The organism is Pseudomonas sp. Pdm06 (assembly GCF_014851795.1).
In the GTDB taxonomy this organism is placed as follows: domain Bacteria; phylum Pseudomonadota; class Gammaproteobacteria; order Pseudomonadales; family Pseudomonadaceae; genus Aquipseudomonas; species Aquipseudomonas fluorescens_AA.
This window is the reverse complement of sequence record NZ_JACVAH010000012.1, coordinates 188,322-203,806: the sequence shown is the minus strand read 5'-3', so window position 1 is coordinate 203,806 and position 15,485 is coordinate 188,322. Positions and strand designations below refer to the sequence as shown.

The following is a 15,485-nucleotide window of genomic DNA, read 5'->3' as shown; positions in this document are numbered from 1 at the left end:
ATCGTCATTCGCCATGAAAATGATATCAGCGAAGGTCGGTGACTCTTTCGCTCTCGACCCCGACGTACAACGCCCGGCCTGCGCCGATGCCCGCGATGATCGCCCCCAGGCCAACCAGGCCGAAGATCCAGCCGAGGGCATTCCAGCCCCCGGTCAAGTCATGGACCACCCCCACCGCGAAGGGCCCCAGCGACGCCAGCGTATAGCCGAAGCCCTGGGCCATGCTGGACAGGTTGGCGGCCACATGGGCATCCCGCGAACGCAACACGATCAGCGTGAGCGCCAGGCTGAACGTCGCGCCCTGCCCCAAGCCCAGCAATATCGCCCAGCCCCACAAGCCATCGAGGGGGGCGTAGAGGCAACCGAACAGCCCGCCCAGGGTCATGAGCATGACGATCACGATGGCCAGGCGCTGGTCCTTGCCGCGCGTTGCCAGCCAGGGCGCCGCGAGGGAGCTGATCAATTGCACGATGACCGAGCCGGACAGCACGAGCCCGGCCTGGGTCGGGGTCAGGCCACGTCCAATCAGGATCGAGGGCAGCCAGCCAAAGACGATATAGGCCAGGGACGATTGCAGCCCCATGTACAAGGTCACTTGCCAGGCCAGGGGATCACGCAGCAAGCCGCGGACCCGGTACGCCACCTGATGGGCGCCGTGTTTCTCGCCCACTTGCGGCAACCAGAACACCGCGGCCAACAGCGCCGGGACCACCCAGAATCCCAGGCCCAAGGCCCAGCTGTGGCCCAGGTGCTCGCTCAACGGCACTGTCGCCCCGGCCGCCATCGCCGCGCCCAGGCACAGCGCCATGGTGTAGACACCGGTCATGGCACCGGCCTGTTTGGCGAAGTCGCGCTTGACGATGCCCGGCAGCAGCACGCCGATCACGCCGATGCTCGCACCGGCCAGGATACTGCCGGCGAACAGCCCAACCTGACCGAACGCACTGCGCAGAACAATCCCGCCCGCCAGTGTCAGCAAGATCCCCAGCACCACGCGCTCGGCCCCGAAGCGCCGCGCCAGCACCGGCGCCAGCGGCGCGAACAGGCCCAGGCAAAGCACTGGCAACGTGGTCAGCAAACCGGCCTGGGCAGCCGACAGGCCAAGGCTTCTTGACACTTCGCTGAGCAGCGGCGCCATGCTCGACAACGCCGGACGCAGGTTCAGCGCCACCAGGATCAGCCCGAGCAGCAACAGCCAGGGCCGGCGCACCAGAGGATGGCGTTGCTGGGCCTGTTCATCGTCGGCCTCGGCATCGATCAACAGTTCTTCGAGTTCGGCGGCACGTTTGGACGCCGTCGAGGTGGCAGGGTCAAGCAGATCGCGGGACATGGAAAGCTCGGGCTCAAGGTTCATTGATCAACTGCCGGCACAGGGCCTTGGCCTGCTCCGGGTCTTGGCGTTCGACCGCTTCGAGAATGTCGACGTGCAGGTCGAACACATGCTGATGGCGAGGGACGATATTGAGGCTCTGGCGCAACTGCGCGCCGATCACGCTGGAAAAGTAACGATAAAGCTCGCTGAGCGTTGGATTGTGCGCGGCATCCACCAGCAGGCGGTGGAACACCAGGTCGCAGGCGATGTAGTGCTCCAGGTCGCCGTGGTAATGCTCGCCACTGGCCTGGAGCGCCTTGCGCAAGGCCAGCAAGTCTTCTTCGGTGCGCCGCAGCGCGGCCAGGCCAATGGCCTCGACTTCGAGGATATGCCGGGTTTCCCGGGCCTGGTCCAGCGAACAGCGCGACAGCACCTTGAGGGTATCGAGCGGGTCCACCGTCGCCCGTACATAACTGCCGTCGCCCTGGCGGATCTCGATCAGCCCGGAAAACGCCAGCACGCGCATGGCTTCGCGCACGGTATTGCGACTGATACCCAGCTCGGCCACCAACTCGGGCTCGGTGGGCAAACGCTGGCCCACGACCCACACGCCATCACTGATGCGCTGGCGCAGTTGGTCCAGGGCTTGATCGACCAAGGACCGCTTAATTAATGGAGAAATGTCTGACATGGAGCTCACCCTTTCATCCAATCATAGGATGAATTTTCTGACATGTTAGTCAGCTTCGCGTAGGACGGCAACCGCCTAGGGTCAACGGGAGGTAAAGAAACGAGATTTTCGATTAGTCAAAATTACCCTTTGAGGGTAATTTTAAGGACAAGGCACGCCGTTCTATGGAAAAGAACACACCCCACTACGCCTTGGCGGCGATACAGGCAGATGTCAGGTGGCTTAAAGGGAAAGCTTTCACCAGCACTGCGAAGAACACTGCTCGGATGCTCGGTTTAAACGTCTCGGACATGCAGCAGGTCATCCATGGGCTTGAGCGAAAACAGTTCTACAAATCGATGACCACCTATGACGATCATCGAGTCTGGCATGACGTCTACCACGCCAATTCACACGGTCTGCAGATTTACCTGAAGGTGACGTACCGCCCCAGCGGAGGCCCACCGGTCATTTCCTTCAAGGAGAAAAACTCATGAAACACCAGCAATGCTTCAGCTGTGGTGCCCCGGAAGGCATGTTGCATTTCGAAGGTCGCGGCGAAACCATGAGCGTCAAGGGACTGGAACGCCGGGTCGATGACTTGTCTGGCTGGGAATGTCAGATGTGCGGCGAAGTCGAGCTCGATTCAAGCTGCTCGGATCGCTACGACCACGCAGGTGATGAGCTGGTCAACGCGGCCAGGCGAATGATCGGCGAAGAGATCAAACGTGTCCGGCGCAAACTGCATCTATCGCAAAAGGAAGCGGTACTGCTGCTATCGGGCGGTGGACACAATGCGTTTTCCCGCTACGAGCGCGGCGAGGTAGTGCCACCCAAGGCGTTGATCTTGCTGATGCGCCTGCTTGATCGCTATCCGCATTTGCTTGCCGATGTCCATGCCTTCGCTGAAGACGCAGACTTGCGGCAATTCAAAACGACGGTGCACAAGGAACACGAGACCCTCACGGTTTCCTGAGCACCGATGCACAAAAATAAACCCGGAACACGTCCGGGTTTATTTCACTGCCTAAGACCGGATCAATGCAGAATCTGGCTCAGGAACAGCTTGGTGCGGTCGTTCTGCGGGTTGTCGAAGAAATCGTTCGGCGCAGCCTGTTCGACGATTTCACCCTTGTCCATGAAGATCACGCGGTTGGCCACGGTGCGGGCGAAGCCCATTTCGTGGGTTACGCAGAGCATGGTCATGCCGTCTTCGGCCAGGCCAATCATGGTGTCCAGCACCTCTTTCACCATTTCCGGGTCGAGGGCCGAGGTCGGTTCGTCGAACAGCATGATTTTCGGTTTCATGCACAGGGCACGGGCGATGGCCACGCGCTGTTGCTGACCACCGGAGAGCTGGCCCGGGTACTTGTGCGCCTGCTCTGGAATGCGTACGCGCTCCAGGTAATGCATGGCGATTTCCTCGGCCTTGCGCTTGGGCATCTTGCGTACCCACATCGGCGCCAGGGTGCAGTTCTGCAGGATGGTCAGGTGCGGGAACAGGTTGAAGTGCTGGAACACCATGCCGACTTCACGGCGGATCGCTTCGATCTGCTTGAGGTCGTTGGTCAGTTCCACGCCGTCGACCACAATGCGACCCTGCTGGTGCTCTTCCAGGCGGTTGAGGCAGCGGATGGTGGTGGACTTGCCGGAGCCCGACGGGCCGCACAGCACAATGCGCTCGCCCTGCTTGACGTTCAGGTTGATGTCTTTCAACACATGGAACTGGCCGTACCACTTGTTGACGCCCTGCATCTGAATAATGCCTTCAGGGCTCACAGGCTGTTTGATCGCTTCACTCATAAACTACGCTCCTAACGCTTGTGGCCAGTGTCCAGCTTGCGTTCCAAATGCATGGAATAGCGGGACATACCAAAACAGAAAATCCAGAACACCAGGGCGGCGAACACATAGCCTTCAGTGGCCATGCCCAGCCATTTCGGGTCGGCGGCAGCTTGTTTCACGCTGTTGAGCAGGTCGAACAGGCCGATGATGATCACCAGGCTCGTGTCCTTGAACAACGCAATGAAGGTGTTGACGATCCCCGGGATCACCAGCTTCAGGGCTTGCGGCAGAATCACCAGGCCCATGCTGCGCCAGTACCCCAGGCCCATCGCCGCGGCCGCTTCGTACTGGCCCTTGGGAATGGCTTGCAGGCCGCCGCGCACCACTTCGGCCACATAGGCCGACTGGAACAGGATCACCCCGATCAGTGCCCGCAGCAGCTTGTCGAAGTTCATGCCTTCGGGCAGGAACAGCGGCAGCATCACCGACGACATGAACAGCACCGTGATCAACGGCACACCGCGCCAGAACTCGATGAAGGTCACGCAGACCACACGGATCGCAGGCATGTTCGAGCGCCGGCCCAGGGCCAGGACGATACCCAGCGGCAGTGCGCCGGCGATACCGACGGTGGCGATCACCAACGTCAGCATCAGGCCGCCCCACTGGCTGGTCGCCACGGCATCCAGACCGAAAACGCCACCGTGCAGCAGGCACCAGGCAATGATCGGGTACAGCACCAGGAAGCTCAGGCCGTAGATCGCCTTGCGCGGGAAGCGCGAGATGAACAGCGGCGCTACACCGAGTACCGCCAGCCACACGGTCAGATCTACGCGCCAGCGCAGGTCCGTCGGGTAATAGCCGTACATGAACTGGCCGAAACGCTGCTGGATGAACACCCAGCAGGCGCCTTCCTTGGTGCAGTCGGCCTGGGTGGTGCCGACCCAGTTGGCATCGAGGATCGCCCAATCCAGAATCGGCGGAACCACCAGGTAGATCAAGTAGAACGCAAACAACGTCAGCAAGGTGTTGAGCCAGCTGGAGAACATGTTCGCGCGCATCCACGCCACCACGCCGATACTGTTGCTCGGAGGGGGCATGTCAGGTTTGAAAGTATGGGATGTCATGCGCGTTTCCTCACCGCTCGATCAGCGCAATGCGCTTGTTGTACCAGTTCATCAGCAGGGAAATGCTGATACTGATCGCCAGGTACACGCTCATGGTGATGGCAATGACTTCAATGGCCTGCCCAGTCTGGTTCAGCACCGTACCGGCAAACAACGAAACCATTTCCGGGTAACCGATACCGGCCGCCAGCGAAGAGTTTTTCGCCAGGTTCAGGTATTGGCTGGTCAACGGCGGGATGATCACGCGCAGGGCTTGCGGGATGATCACCTTGCGTAAGGTCGGACCGTTGCGCAGGCCCAGCGAGTGAGCCGCCTCGGTCTGGCCATGGCTCACCGACTTGATGCCCGAGCGCACGATCTCGGCGATGAACGCCGCGGTGTACACGGTCAAGGCCAGGGTCAAGGCCAGCAGCTCGGGAATCAGTACCCAACCACCGACGAAGTTGAAACCCTTGAGCTGCGGCATTTCCCAGTGCACCGGTGCACCAAAGAGCAGCGCGCTCAAGGCCGGGATCACCAGGAACAGCGCCAGGCCGACCCAGAATTTATGGAACGGCTCGCCGGTCGCTTCGAAACGTTTGTTGGCCCAGCGGGTCATCAGCACGATGGCGACAATCGCCAGCACGACACTGGCCACGAACGGCCAGAATCCTTCCGCCACCAGCGCTGCCGGCATGTTCAGGCCGCGGCTACTGACAAAGAAGGTATCGCCGAAGTTATGGCTGTTGCGCGGCCCCGGCATGGTCAGGAACACCGCGAAATACCAGAACAGGATCTGTAGCAGCGGTGGGATATTGCGGAAAACCTCCACATACACGGTCGCCACTTTGGCAATGATCCAGTTTTTCGACAGTCGGGCCACGCCGACAATGAAACCAAGGATTGTTGCCAGGATCACGCCGATGAACGTCACCAGCAAAGTGTTGAGCAACCCGATGACAAAGACGCGGGCATAACTGTCCGCCTCGGTGTAGTCGATCAGGGTTTGAGCGATGCCAAAACCGGCACTGCGCTCCAGGAAGCTGAAACCGGAAGTGATGCCCCGGTGCTCGAGGTTGGTCTGTGTGTTATCGAACAGAAACCAGCCCAGCGAAATAACCGCCACGATGGTGACGATCTGAAATACCCACGCACGCACTCGTGGATCGCTGAGGCTGAGCCTCTGCTTAGGTGCGCCGATTGAATTTTGCATGAAGTGCCCCGCAAGGAATGGAACAGAACATCACCCGGTGGTTGGCCCACCGGGTGATAGAACCATCAGCGCACTGGTGGTGCGTATTGAATGCCGCCAGCGTTCCACAGAGCGTTCAGGCCGCGATCGATTTCCAGCGGCGTGCCCTTGCCGAGGTTACGCTCGAACACTTCACCGTAGTTGCCGACTTGCTTGACGATCTGTACGACCCAGTCTTTCGGCAGTTTCAGGTCCTTGCCATATTCCCCGTCAGCACCGAGCATACGCGCGACGTCAGGGTTCTTGGTGGCCTTGGCTTCAGCTTCGACGTTTTTCGAAGAGATGCCGGCTTCTTCAGTATTGAGCATGGCATAGCCAGTCCAGCGCACAACGGCCAGCCACTCGTCGTCACCGTTACGCACGACCGGGCCCAGGGGTTCCTTGGAAATGGTTTCCGGCAGAACCACGTAGTCCTTCGGCGAAGCCAGCTTGCTGCGCTGGGCGAACAGTTGGGACTTGTCGGAGGTCAGCACGTCGCAACGACCGGATTCCAGCGACTTGGCGCTTTCATCGGAGGTGTCGAAGGTGATCGGGGTGTACTTCAGGCCGTTGCCGCGGAAGTAGTCGGAAACGTTCAGCTCGGTGGTGGTACCGGCCTGGATGCAGATGGTTGCACCGTCCAGTTCCTTGGCACTCTTGACGCCCAGCTTGTTGTTAACCAAGAAGCCGATGCCATCGTAATAAGTGATGAAGCCTGGGAATTTCAGGCCCATGCCGGCGTCACGGGAGCTGGTCATGGTGGTGTTGCGCGACAGGATGTCGATTTCGCCGGATTGCAGCGCAGTGAAGCGCTCCTTGGCGTTCAACTGGCTGAACTTGACCTTGGTCGCATCACCGAATACCGCAGCGGCAACGGCGCGGCAGAAGTCAGCGTCGATACCGACGATCTTGCCGGTCGAATCAGGCACAGAGAAACCTGGCAGACCATCACTCACACCGCATTGCACAAAACCTTTCTTCTTCACGGCATCCAGGGTTGCACCCGCCTGAGCGAACCCGCTGACACCCAGTACTGCTGCTGCAGTGACGATTGCCAGGGTGGATTTCAGTAACTTCATTCAAACCTCCAGTTTTGCTCTTGTTGTGTCGGAGCTCGAGCCCTGTCGCACCCTTTTGAGGCATTGCCGACCCTTGTTGGCTTTTTTTAGGGTCAACCGACGTCTGGACCTTCGCTATGAGTCTAATTAATGAGGATGTCCGTAAACAGTGGTCATACCCATCTCTCACCAATCGGCCGAACGGGCTGTAGCCCTTCACGTTCGCGAAGCCCGTAGCGGCTGCTGGCGAACATTCATCACCGGATTTCTGATATCCCATGCGGCGCGTCTAACTGATAGTGTTACCGCGCAGCGTAAGAATCATCACTCAGCAACCCCATAGCAAAGCCCGTACCAGACCGCTGCGCTTGGGCCATGTAAAACACGTCAAGACAAAAACTTTCAACTTTGCGACATCTAATTAACTGAGGCACCGGGAGCGCACTGTAATCACGCACTGATTGGGCGCACCCGCACAGATTTGGAGCACAACCATGACCGACCCCTTGATTCTCGAGCCCAGCGGCACTGTTGACGCGTGCGTTATCTGGCTCCACGGCCTGGGCGCCGATCGTTATGATTTCCTGCCAGTGGCCGAAATGCTGCAGCAAAAACTGCTCACCACACGTTTCGTTCTACCCCAGGCGCCAACCCAGCCAGTAACGATCAACGGCGGCTATGAGATGCCCAGTTGGTACGACATCCGCGCCTTGAGCCCGGCGCGGGCCATTGACGAACAACAACTCGAAGCCTCGGCGCAACGGGTCATCGACCTGGTCGAAACCCAGCGAGCCAGCGGAATAGACGCCTCGCGGATTTTCCTCGCCGGTTTTTCCCAAGGGGGCGCGGTGGTCTATCACACCGCCTTCGTGAAATGGCAGGGGCCACTGGGCGGCGTGATCGCGCTGTCTACTTATGCACCGACGTTCAGCGATGAACTGCAATTGTCGGCCAGCCAGCAACGCATTCCGGTCCTGGCCCTGCACGGCCAATACGACGAAGTGGTACTCAACCCCATGGGCCGGACCGCAAAAGAGTATTTGAAGCAGCATGGTGTCACCGTGACATGGCAGGAATACCCAATGGGCCACGAAGTGTTACCCGAGGAGATTCATGACATCGGCACCTGGCTGGCCGAACGGTTGCGCTAAGAGGCCAATCGCCACGCCGGTCCTTTGACGATCCCACTACGCCGCGCCCGTTTCTTGCATTACACTGGCCGGCGTACATTCCTTAACCAATCGATGAGATGACCGTGCTCAAAGCACTCAAGAAGATGTTCGGTAAAAGCGAGGCCGAGCAACTCGCGCCTGGCTCCACTGCGCCGACCCACGGCCCGAGCCGTACCGATGCGCAACAACCGCGCCGGACGGCCCCCGTTGCACAGGCGAAAAAAGAACCCGCCGCCCAGCCAGTCAAGTCCCCCGAGCCCGAGACACCCCGCAACGAAGCCCCCCGGCCGCGTCGCGAACGCGCACCCAAACCGCCGGTCGTCGCCTGGAAACTCGAGGACTTCGCCGTAGAACCCCAGGAAGGCAAGACGCGCTTCCACGACTTCAAGCTCGCCCCGGAACTGATGCACGCCATCCAGGACCTGGGTTTCCCATACTGCACGCCGATCCAGGCGCAAGTGCTGGGTTACACCCTCGCCGGCAAGGACGCCATCGGTCGCGCCCAGACCGGCACCGGCAAGACCGCCGCGTTCCTGATTTCCATCATCACCCAACTGCTCCAGACCCCGCCGCCCAAAGAACGCTACATGGGCGAACCACGGGCACTGATCATCGCGCCGACCCGTGAGTTGGTGGTGCAGATCGCCAAGGACGCCGCCGACCTGACCAAGTACACCGGCCTGAACGTCATGACGTTCGTGGGCGGCATGGATTTCGACAAGCAGCTCAAGCACCTCGAAGCCCGCCATTGCGACATCCTGGTCGCCACGCCGGGCCGTCTGCTGGACTTCAACCAGCGCGGCGACGTGCACCTGGACATGGTCGAAGTGATGGTGCTGGACGAAGCCGACCGCATGCTCGACATGGGCTTCATCCCGCAAGTGCGCCAGATCATTCGCCAGACTCCACCCAAGAGCGAACGCCAGACCCTGCTGTTCTCCGCCACCTTCACCGAGGACGTGATGAACCTGGCGAAGCAGTGGACCACCGACCCGGCCATCGTCGAGATCGAAGCCGAGAACGTCGCCAGCGAAAACGTCGAGCAACATATCTACGCAGTCGCCGGTGCCGACAAGTACAAGCTGCTCTACAACCTGGTCAACGACAACGGTTGGGAGCGCGTGATGGTGTTCGCCAACCGCAAGGACGAAGTGCGGCGCATCGAAGAACGCCTGGTGCGCGATGGCGTCAACGCGGCCCAGCTCTCGGGCGACGTGCCCCAGCACAAGCGCATCAAGACCCTCGAAGGTTTCCGCGAAGGCAAGATCCGCGTGCTGGTTGCCACCGACGTGGCCGGCCGCGGCATCCACATCGACGGCATCAGCCACGTGATCAACTTCACCCTGCCGGAAGTCCCGGACGACTACGTGCACCGTATCGGCCGTACCGGGCGCGCCGGGGCCGCCGGGGTTTCGATCAGCTTCGCCGGTGAAGACGACTCCTACCAGTTGCCGTCGATCGAGGCGTTGCTGGGGCGCAAGATCAGCTGTGAAATGCCACCGACCCACCTGTTGCGACCGGTCGAGCGCAAGCGCCCTTAACCGTCTCCACAGAGCAAAAAGCGCAGCCAGAACGAGCTGCGCTTTTTTTTGCCCCGGGATATTGCTCGATTAAACTAAAAGTCCATAATGGACAAATTAGTTTACACGGTACCCGGAGCCTCCATGCCCAGCACGCCCTCTGTGATGACCCAAGCCCAAGTCCGTGAACTGCTCGGGCAAATCGACGTGCCGCACATCCTGCGCCAGCTGTTTCGTGATCTGGCGGCCGGGCAAGCGGTGCAGCCGCCTCAGCAACTGGTGGTGTTTCCCCACGGCGCCGGGGATTTCATCAACTACCTGGGCGTGCTGGCTGAAGACCAGGTCTACGGGATCAAGACTTCGCCCTATATCGTGCGCGAGCAAGGCCCATTGGTCACCGCCTGGACCTTGCTGATGTCGATGCAGACCGGCCAGCCGCTGCTGCTGTGCGACGCCGCCGAACTGACCACCGCCCGTACCGCCGCCACCACCGCCGTCGCCGTCGATGCCCTTGCCCCGCACAACGCCAGGCGCCTGGCGGTCATCGGCAGCGGCGCGGTGGCCCAGGCGCACGTGCACTACGTCAAGGACCTGCGGGACTGGCAAGGCATTCGCCTCTACTCGCCAGGCCTGAAGACCAAGTCGGCACAGGAACGTGCCTCGTTCACCGGCCTGGACCCGCGCCTGCAAATCGTCGACACCCTCGAAGCCGCGCTGCACGACGCCGATGTGGTGATGCTCTGCACTTCGTCCGCCAAAGCCGTGCTCGACCCGCAGACCTTGGACAAACCGGCGCTGATCACCTCCATCAGCACCAACGCCCCACGCGCCCACGAAATACCGCCCCAGCGCCTCAACGACATGGACGTGTTCTGCGACTATCGTCAGACCACCCCGGGCTCGGCCGGTGAAATGCTGATCGCCGGCGAACAGCACGGCTGGGAGGCGTCGCGCATCGTCGGCGACTTGCCTGAATTGCTCAGCGAACACGTGGCGCGTCCCGACTACCAACGCCACGTGTTCTTCCGCTCCATCGGCCTGGGGCTGGAGGATGTTGCGCTGGCGAATGCGCTTTACCGACTTCGCAACTGACACACCACAATTCCTTGTGGGAGCGAGCTTGCTCGCGATAGCGGTGGGTCAGTCACCACCCATGTCGACTGTCAGGCCGCCATCGCGAGCAAGCTCGCTCCCACCGTTTTTTCCAGAGTCCCGGCACTGTGTTCCACAGGAGCATTTCATGACCTCAGCAGATTTCATCATCATCGGCGGCGGCATTGCCGGTGCTTCCACCGGTTACTGGCTGGCACCCCACGGCCGGGTGATTGTGCTCGAACGCGAATCCCATCCGGCCTATCACTCCACCGGACGTTCGGCGGCGCTGTACACCGCCGCCTACGGCACCCCGCAGGTGCGGGCGCTGACCCAGGCCAGCCGGGATTTTTTCGACGCCCCGCCGGCCGGTTTCTGCGAGCACCCGTTGCTGAGTCCACGGGGCGAAATGACCGTGGATTTCACCGGCGATCCGGCCGAGCTGAACAACCAGTACCTGAGCGCCAAGGCTACGGTGCCGCAGATGCAACTGCTCAGCGCCGAAGAAGCCTGCGTGCGGCTGCCGATCCTGCGGCGGGACAAGGTCCACGGAGCGATCTATGACCCGACGGCCTGCGACATCGACACCGACGCCCTGCACCAGGGCTACTTGCGCGGCATCCGTCGCAGCGGCGGTGAAGTGCACACCGACAGCGAAGTGCTGGGCCTGAGCCGCGACGACCAGGGACTTTGGCGGGTGAAGACCGCCAGCCAACGCTTCACCGCTCCCATCGTGATCAACGCCGCCGGTGCCTGGGCCGATCAGGTGGCCGACCTGGCTGGCGCCCGGAAGCTGGGGCTGCAACCCAAGCGGCGTGCGGCATTCATCTTCGCCGGCCCCGAAGGCGTGGATATCCATGACTGGCCGATGCTGGTGAGCCTGGACGAATCCTTCTACATGAAGCCCGACGCCGGCATGTTCCTCGGCTCGCCAGCCAACGCCGACCCGGTGGAGCCTCACGACGTTCAGCCGGAAGAGCTGGACATCGCCATGGGCATCTACCAGATCGAAGAAGCCACCACCCTGACCATCCGCCGCCCGACCCGCACCTGGGCCGGATTGCGCAGTTTCGTCCATGACGGTGATCTGCTGTCCGGTTTCGATCCACAGGTGCCCGGACTGTTCTGGGTCGCGGCCCAGGGCGGCTACGGCATCCAGACGTCACCGGCCATGGGCCAGGCCAGCGCCGCGCTGGTGCGTGGCGAACCGCTGCCCGAAGCCCTGGCCCGTTTCGGCCTGAGCAGCGCCATGCTCTCCCCCAAGCGTTTGGGGTGAGCCAACCGGGGTGACGCATCGCCACGATTGCGGCACACTCCCCCGCGCCCCTGTTCCACGGGGCGCTGACGCTGCCTGGAGCCCTGTCATGACCGCTTCGCCATCCGATCCGGCGCTGGAAAACTTCCGCACCATCGCCGACGCCATCGCCACGCTGTTCTACCCCCACGCCGAAGTGGTGCTGCACGACCTGCGCAGCCAGAAAGTCGATTACATCGCCAATAACCTGTCCAAGCGCGAGATTGGCGATGACTCGTCCCTGGAAGACATGCTCAGTGAGGACGTCAGCGAACGTAACATCGGGCCGTACGAGAAACTGAACTGGGACGGACAGAAGATTCGCAGCCTCAGCAGCGTCCTGCGCGACGCCCACGGTCATCCGCTGGCGGTGCTGTGCATCAACCTGAATATTTCGCTGTTCGAGAATGCCAAGGCCGCGTTGGATTTGTTCCTGTCGCCGGGCAAGTTGATTCCCCAGCCGGACTCACTGTTTCGCGATGACTGGCAGGAGCGGATCAACACCTTCCTCCACGCCTGGATGCGCGAGCGTCAGCTGAGCCTGAACCTGTTGACCCGCGATCACAAACGCGAGCTGGTGCTGGCGCTGCATGCCGAAGGCGCCTTCAAGGGCAAGAGCGCGTCCAACTATGTGGCCAATGTGCTGAACATGGGCCGGGCGACGGTGTACAAGCATTTGAAGGAGTTGAAGGGCTGAGATTTGTATTGCCTGGCCTGGCGCCTTCGCGAGCAAGCTCGCTCCCACATTCGATCTCATTGCACACAGATATCGTGTACGACACCAATCCCCTGTGGGAGCGAGCTTGCTCGCGATAGCGATTAATCAGTCACCATAGATATCCGACTTGAAATACTTGGCCTGGATCTCCTGGTACTTCCCATTGGCCCGAATCCCATCGATGGCCTTGTTCAAGTCCGCCACCAGTTGGGTATTGCCTTTGCGCACCGCGATACCGGCGCCCTCGCCGACGTATTTCGGGTCCTTGAGTTCGGGGCCGACAAACGCGTAGCCCTTGCCCCGGGGCATCGACAGGAAGTCTTCCAGCGGGATGGTGTCGGCGAAAATCGCGTCCAGGCGACCGGACGCCAGGTCCATGTAGATTTCTTCGTTGTTGCTGTAGCGCTTGACCGTCACACCCTTGGGTTCGAGCACTTCAGTGGCGTAGCGGTCAGTGGTGGTGGCCCGTTGCACGCCCACGGTCTTGCCCTTGAGGCTGGCGTACTGATCATCGACCACTGCCCCTTCCTTCATGACCAGGCGCGATGAGGTGAAGTAGTACTTGTGGGTGAAATCCACTGACTTCTTGCGCTCTTCGGTGATGGTCATGGACGACAACGCCAGGTCGATCTTCTTCACCTTGAGCGATGGAATCAGCCCGTCGAACTCACCCTCGATCCATTCGCACTCGACCTCCATCTGCGCGCACAGGGCATTGCCGATGTCGTAGTCGAACCCCTCGATTTTCCCTTCCGAGGTCTTGGAAGCAAACGGCGGATAGGCTGCCTCGATGCCGATGCGCAAGGTTTTCTCAGCGGCGAACAGGCTACTGGAGGCCAACAGGCTCAAGGCCAGGCCGGTGATGAGGGGGAGTTTGCTCATGATCAATCTCTCGCAGGTTGTTGTTGGTTTGGCAGAGAAAGGTGGACGCAGTTGTTTTGTACTTATAAATCCATACTGGACTTTAATGTACATATCGTCAATCGGTAGGCAGGGGGATGTGATGGGTGGCTGATGGCCTCATCGCGAGCAAGCTCGCTCCCACAGGGGATCCTTGATGCATAAAGATCCAGTGTGGGAGCGAGCTTGCTCGCGATGACAGACTCATGGCTTGCGAAACAACAACAGGGGGCTTACTGCTTCCAGCGATCCGCCGCCGCATGATCACTGTCCCGCCCTTCAACCCAGCGCGGGCCATCGACGGTGTTTTCCTTTTTCCAGAACGGCGCACGGGTCTTGAGGTAGTCCATGACAAAGGCGCAGGCGTCGAACGCCGCCTGGCGATGAGCACTGGCGGCCGCGACGAAGACTATCGGCTCGCCCGGTTCCAGGGCACCGATGCGGTGCAGCACTTCCAGCTTGAGCAACGGCCAGCGCTGCTCGGCCTCGCTGGCGATCTTGCCCAAGGCCTTTTCAGTCATGCCCGGATAGTGCTCCAGGAACATCCCGGACACGTCGAGGCCGTCATTGAAATCACGCACGTAGCCGACGAAGCTCACCACCGCCCCCACGCCGACATTGGCCGCGTGCATCGCGTTGACTTCGACGCCCGGGTCGAACGGTTCGACCTGCACACGAATCGCCACGGCTCAGCCTCCGGTCACGGTAGGAAAGAACGCCACTTCGTCACCGTCCGCCAGGGGCTCGTCGAGCTGGCACAGGTCTTCGTTGCGTGCGCACATCAGGTTCTGCTCCTTCAGCACGTCGGCACCGTCACGCTGGGCAAGCAGCACGCGCACGTCGTCGACCGTGGCGAAATCGCCTTCCACCTTTACCGCATCCACACCAAGCGCTTCACGATAACGGGCAAAGAACTTCACGGTAATCTTCATGACGCATCCGCCTGGAAATGGCCGCTCTTGCCGCCGAGTTTCTCCAGCACTCGCACGCCTTCGATGGTCATGCCACGGTCGACGGCCTTGCACATGTCGTAGATGGTCAGCGCGGCGACGCTGGCGGCCGTGAGGGCCTCCATTTCCACGCCGGTCTGCCCCGACAGTTTGCAGCGGGCGACAATGCGCACCCGGTCCTCGCCCTCGGCGTTGAGCTCGACCTTGACGCCGGTGAGCAGCAACGGGTGGCAGAGCGGAATCAGGTCACTGGTTTTCTTGGCAGCCTGGATGCCGGCGATGCGCGCGACGGCGAACACGTCGCCCTTGGGGTGACCGCCGCTGACGATCATCTGCAGCGTGTCGGGCAGCATGCGCACAAAGGCCTCGGCCGTGGCTTCACGGAACGTCACGGCCTTGTCGGTCACGTCGACCATATTGGCGCGACCTTGGGAATCGAGATGAGTCAGCACAGGGTTACTCCTGATCGGGAATGTCGATTGTAAACCTGTGGGTCAGATTCCGGCAGGGTTGATTGTCGCACCCCACTTGCGTATCGGACTCGAAAGTCAGCGCAAAACCTTGTGGGAGCGAGCTTGCTCGCGATGGCGGTGGGTCAGACACTTATTTTTTATCTGATACACCGTCATCGCGAGCAAGCTCGCTCCCACAGTTTTTGTACAGCCATGAAAAACCGG

At 60.9% G+C, this 15,485-nt stretch carries 17 protein-coding genes; 7 read left to right on the top strand and 10 right to left on the bottom strand.

Annotated elements, in window-relative coordinates:
- Positions 1-25: 25 nt before the first annotated feature.
- Positions 26-1,354 carry a CynX/NimT family MFS transporter gene (locus IB266_RS20135; RefSeq protein ID WP_192262202.1) on the bottom strand — a complete coding sequence of 443 codons (1,329 nt, stop codon included), beginning with the start codon at positions 1,352-1,354 and terminating at the stop codon, positions 26-28.
- Complete coding sequence (locus tag IB266_RS20130) at positions 1,344-2,003, bottom strand: FadR/GntR family transcriptional regulator (protein WP_192262201.1); 660 nt, start codon at positions 2,001-2,003, stop codon at positions 1,344-1,346. The genes IB266_RS20135 and IB266_RS20130 overlap by 11 nt, the downstream gene beginning before the upstream one ends.
- Before the next feature lie 164 nt (positions 2,004-2,167).
- Here IB266_RS20130 and IB266_RS20125 point away from each other — a divergent pair, with 164 nt between their 5' ends.
- Together IB266_RS20125 and IB266_RS20120 are read left to right on the top strand one after the other, a co-directional pair.
- Complete coding sequence (locus IB266_RS20125) at positions 2,168-2,479, top strand: type II toxin-antitoxin system MqsR family toxin (RefSeq protein WP_192262200.1); 312 nt, start codon at positions 2,168-2,170, stop codon at positions 2,477-2,479.
- The gene (locus IB266_RS20120; protein WP_060740795.1) at positions 2,476-2,958 is read left to right on the top strand and encodes a type II toxin-antitoxin system MqsA family antitoxin; all 483 of its coding nucleotides are present in this window, start codon (positions 2,476-2,478) and stop codon (positions 2,956-2,958) included. The genes IB266_RS20125 and IB266_RS20120 overlap by 4 nt, the downstream gene beginning before the upstream one ends.
- Before the next feature lie 62 nt (positions 2,959-3,020).
- Here the strand turns inward: IB266_RS20120 and IB266_RS20115 are convergent, their stop codons facing one another.
- From IB266_RS20115 to IB266_RS20100, 4 genes are all read right to left on the bottom strand, one after another.
- The gene (locus tag IB266_RS20115) at positions 3,021-3,785 is read right to left on the bottom strand and encodes an amino acid ABC transporter ATP-binding protein (protein ID WP_003178331.1); all 765 of its coding nucleotides are present in this window, start codon (positions 3,783-3,785) and stop codon (positions 3,021-3,023) included.
- An 11-nt stretch (positions 3,786-3,796) separates the two neighbouring features.
- Positions 3,797-4,894, bottom strand: a complete 1,098-nt coding sequence (locus IB266_RS20110) for an amino acid ABC transporter permease (protein WP_192262199.1) — start codon at positions 4,892-4,894, stop codon at positions 3,797-3,799.
- A 10-nt stretch (positions 4,895-4,904) separates the two neighbouring features.
- Positions 4,905-6,086: an amino acid ABC transporter permease gene (locus IB266_RS20105; RefSeq protein WP_192262198.1), complete on the bottom strand. Its 1,182-nt coding sequence runs from the start codon at positions 6,084-6,086 to the stop codon at positions 4,905-4,907.
- 65 nt (positions 6,087-6,151) lie between these two features.
- The gene (locus tag IB266_RS20100; protein ID WP_072408945.1) at positions 6,152-7,183 is read right to left on the bottom strand and encodes an amino acid ABC transporter substrate-binding protein; all 1,032 of its coding nucleotides are present in this window, start codon (positions 7,181-7,183) and stop codon (positions 6,152-6,154) included.
- Positions 7,184-7,656: 473 nt separating this feature from the next.
- On the opposite strand from IB266_RS20100, the gene IB266_RS20095 reads away from it, so the two are divergent.
- The 5 genes from IB266_RS20095 to IB266_RS20075 all read left to right on the top strand — a co-directional run bounded on the left by IB266_RS20095 (position 7,657) and on the right by IB266_RS20075 (position 12,937).
- Positions 7,657-8,313 carry an alpha/beta hydrolase gene (locus IB266_RS20095; protein ID WP_092166252.1) on the top strand — a complete coding sequence of 219 codons (657 nt, stop codon included), beginning with the start codon at positions 7,657-7,659 and terminating at the stop codon, positions 8,311-8,313.
- 98 nt (positions 8,314-8,411) lie between these two features.
- Positions 8,412-9,875, top strand: coding sequence for an ATP-dependent RNA helicase RhlB (gene rhlB, locus IB266_RS20090; RefSeq protein WP_192262197.1), 1,464 nt, complete (start codon positions 8,412-8,414; stop codon positions 9,873-9,875).
- Positions 9,876-9,998: 123 nt separating this feature from the next.
- Complete coding sequence (locus IB266_RS20085; RefSeq protein ID WP_192262196.1) at positions 9,999-10,946, top strand: ornithine cyclodeaminase family protein; 948 nt, start codon at positions 9,999-10,001, stop codon at positions 10,944-10,946.
- Positions 10,947-11,094: 148 nt separating this feature from the next.
- A complete protein-coding gene (locus IB266_RS20080) occupies positions 11,095-12,222 on the top strand; it encodes an NAD(P)/FAD-dependent oxidoreductase (protein ID WP_192262195.1) in 1,128 nt (375 codons plus the stop codon).
- Positions 12,223-12,310: 88 nt separating this feature from the next.
- Positions 12,311-12,937, top strand: a complete 627-nt coding sequence (locus tag IB266_RS20075) for a transcriptional regulator (protein WP_060740787.1) — start codon at positions 12,311-12,313, stop codon at positions 12,935-12,937.
- Positions 12,938-13,063: 126 nt separating this feature from the next.
- On the opposite strand, the gene IB266_RS20070 is transcribed toward IB266_RS20075, so the two are convergent.
- The 4 genes from IB266_RS20070 to moaC form a co-directional block, all read right to left on the bottom strand.
- On the bottom strand, positions 13,064-13,840 hold the full coding sequence (locus IB266_RS20070; protein ID WP_192262194.1) for an ABC transporter substrate-binding protein: 777 nt from the start codon (positions 13,838-13,840) through the stop codon (positions 13,064-13,066).
- A gap of 251 nt (positions 13,841-14,091) precedes the next feature.
- Positions 14,092-14,544 carry a molybdopterin synthase catalytic subunit MoaE gene (gene moaE / locus IB266_RS20065; RefSeq protein ID WP_060740785.1) on the bottom strand — a complete coding sequence of 151 codons (453 nt, stop codon included), beginning with the start codon at positions 14,542-14,544 and terminating at the stop codon, positions 14,092-14,094.
- A 3-nt stretch (positions 14,545-14,547) separates the two neighbouring features.
- On the bottom strand, positions 14,548-14,790 hold the full coding sequence (locus IB266_RS20060; RefSeq protein WP_092331917.1) for a MoaD/ThiS family protein: 243 nt from the start codon (positions 14,788-14,790) through the stop codon (positions 14,548-14,550).
- Positions 14,787-15,260 (bottom strand): cyclic pyranopterin monophosphate synthase MoaC, encoded by a 474-nt coding sequence (gene moaC / locus IB266_RS20055; RefSeq protein WP_058542774.1) that lies wholly within the window; start codon positions 15,258-15,260, stop codon positions 14,787-14,789. Before moaC ends, IB266_RS20060 begins: the two co-directional genes overlap by 4 nt.
- Between the last annotated feature and the right edge of the window lie 225 nt (positions 15,261-15,485).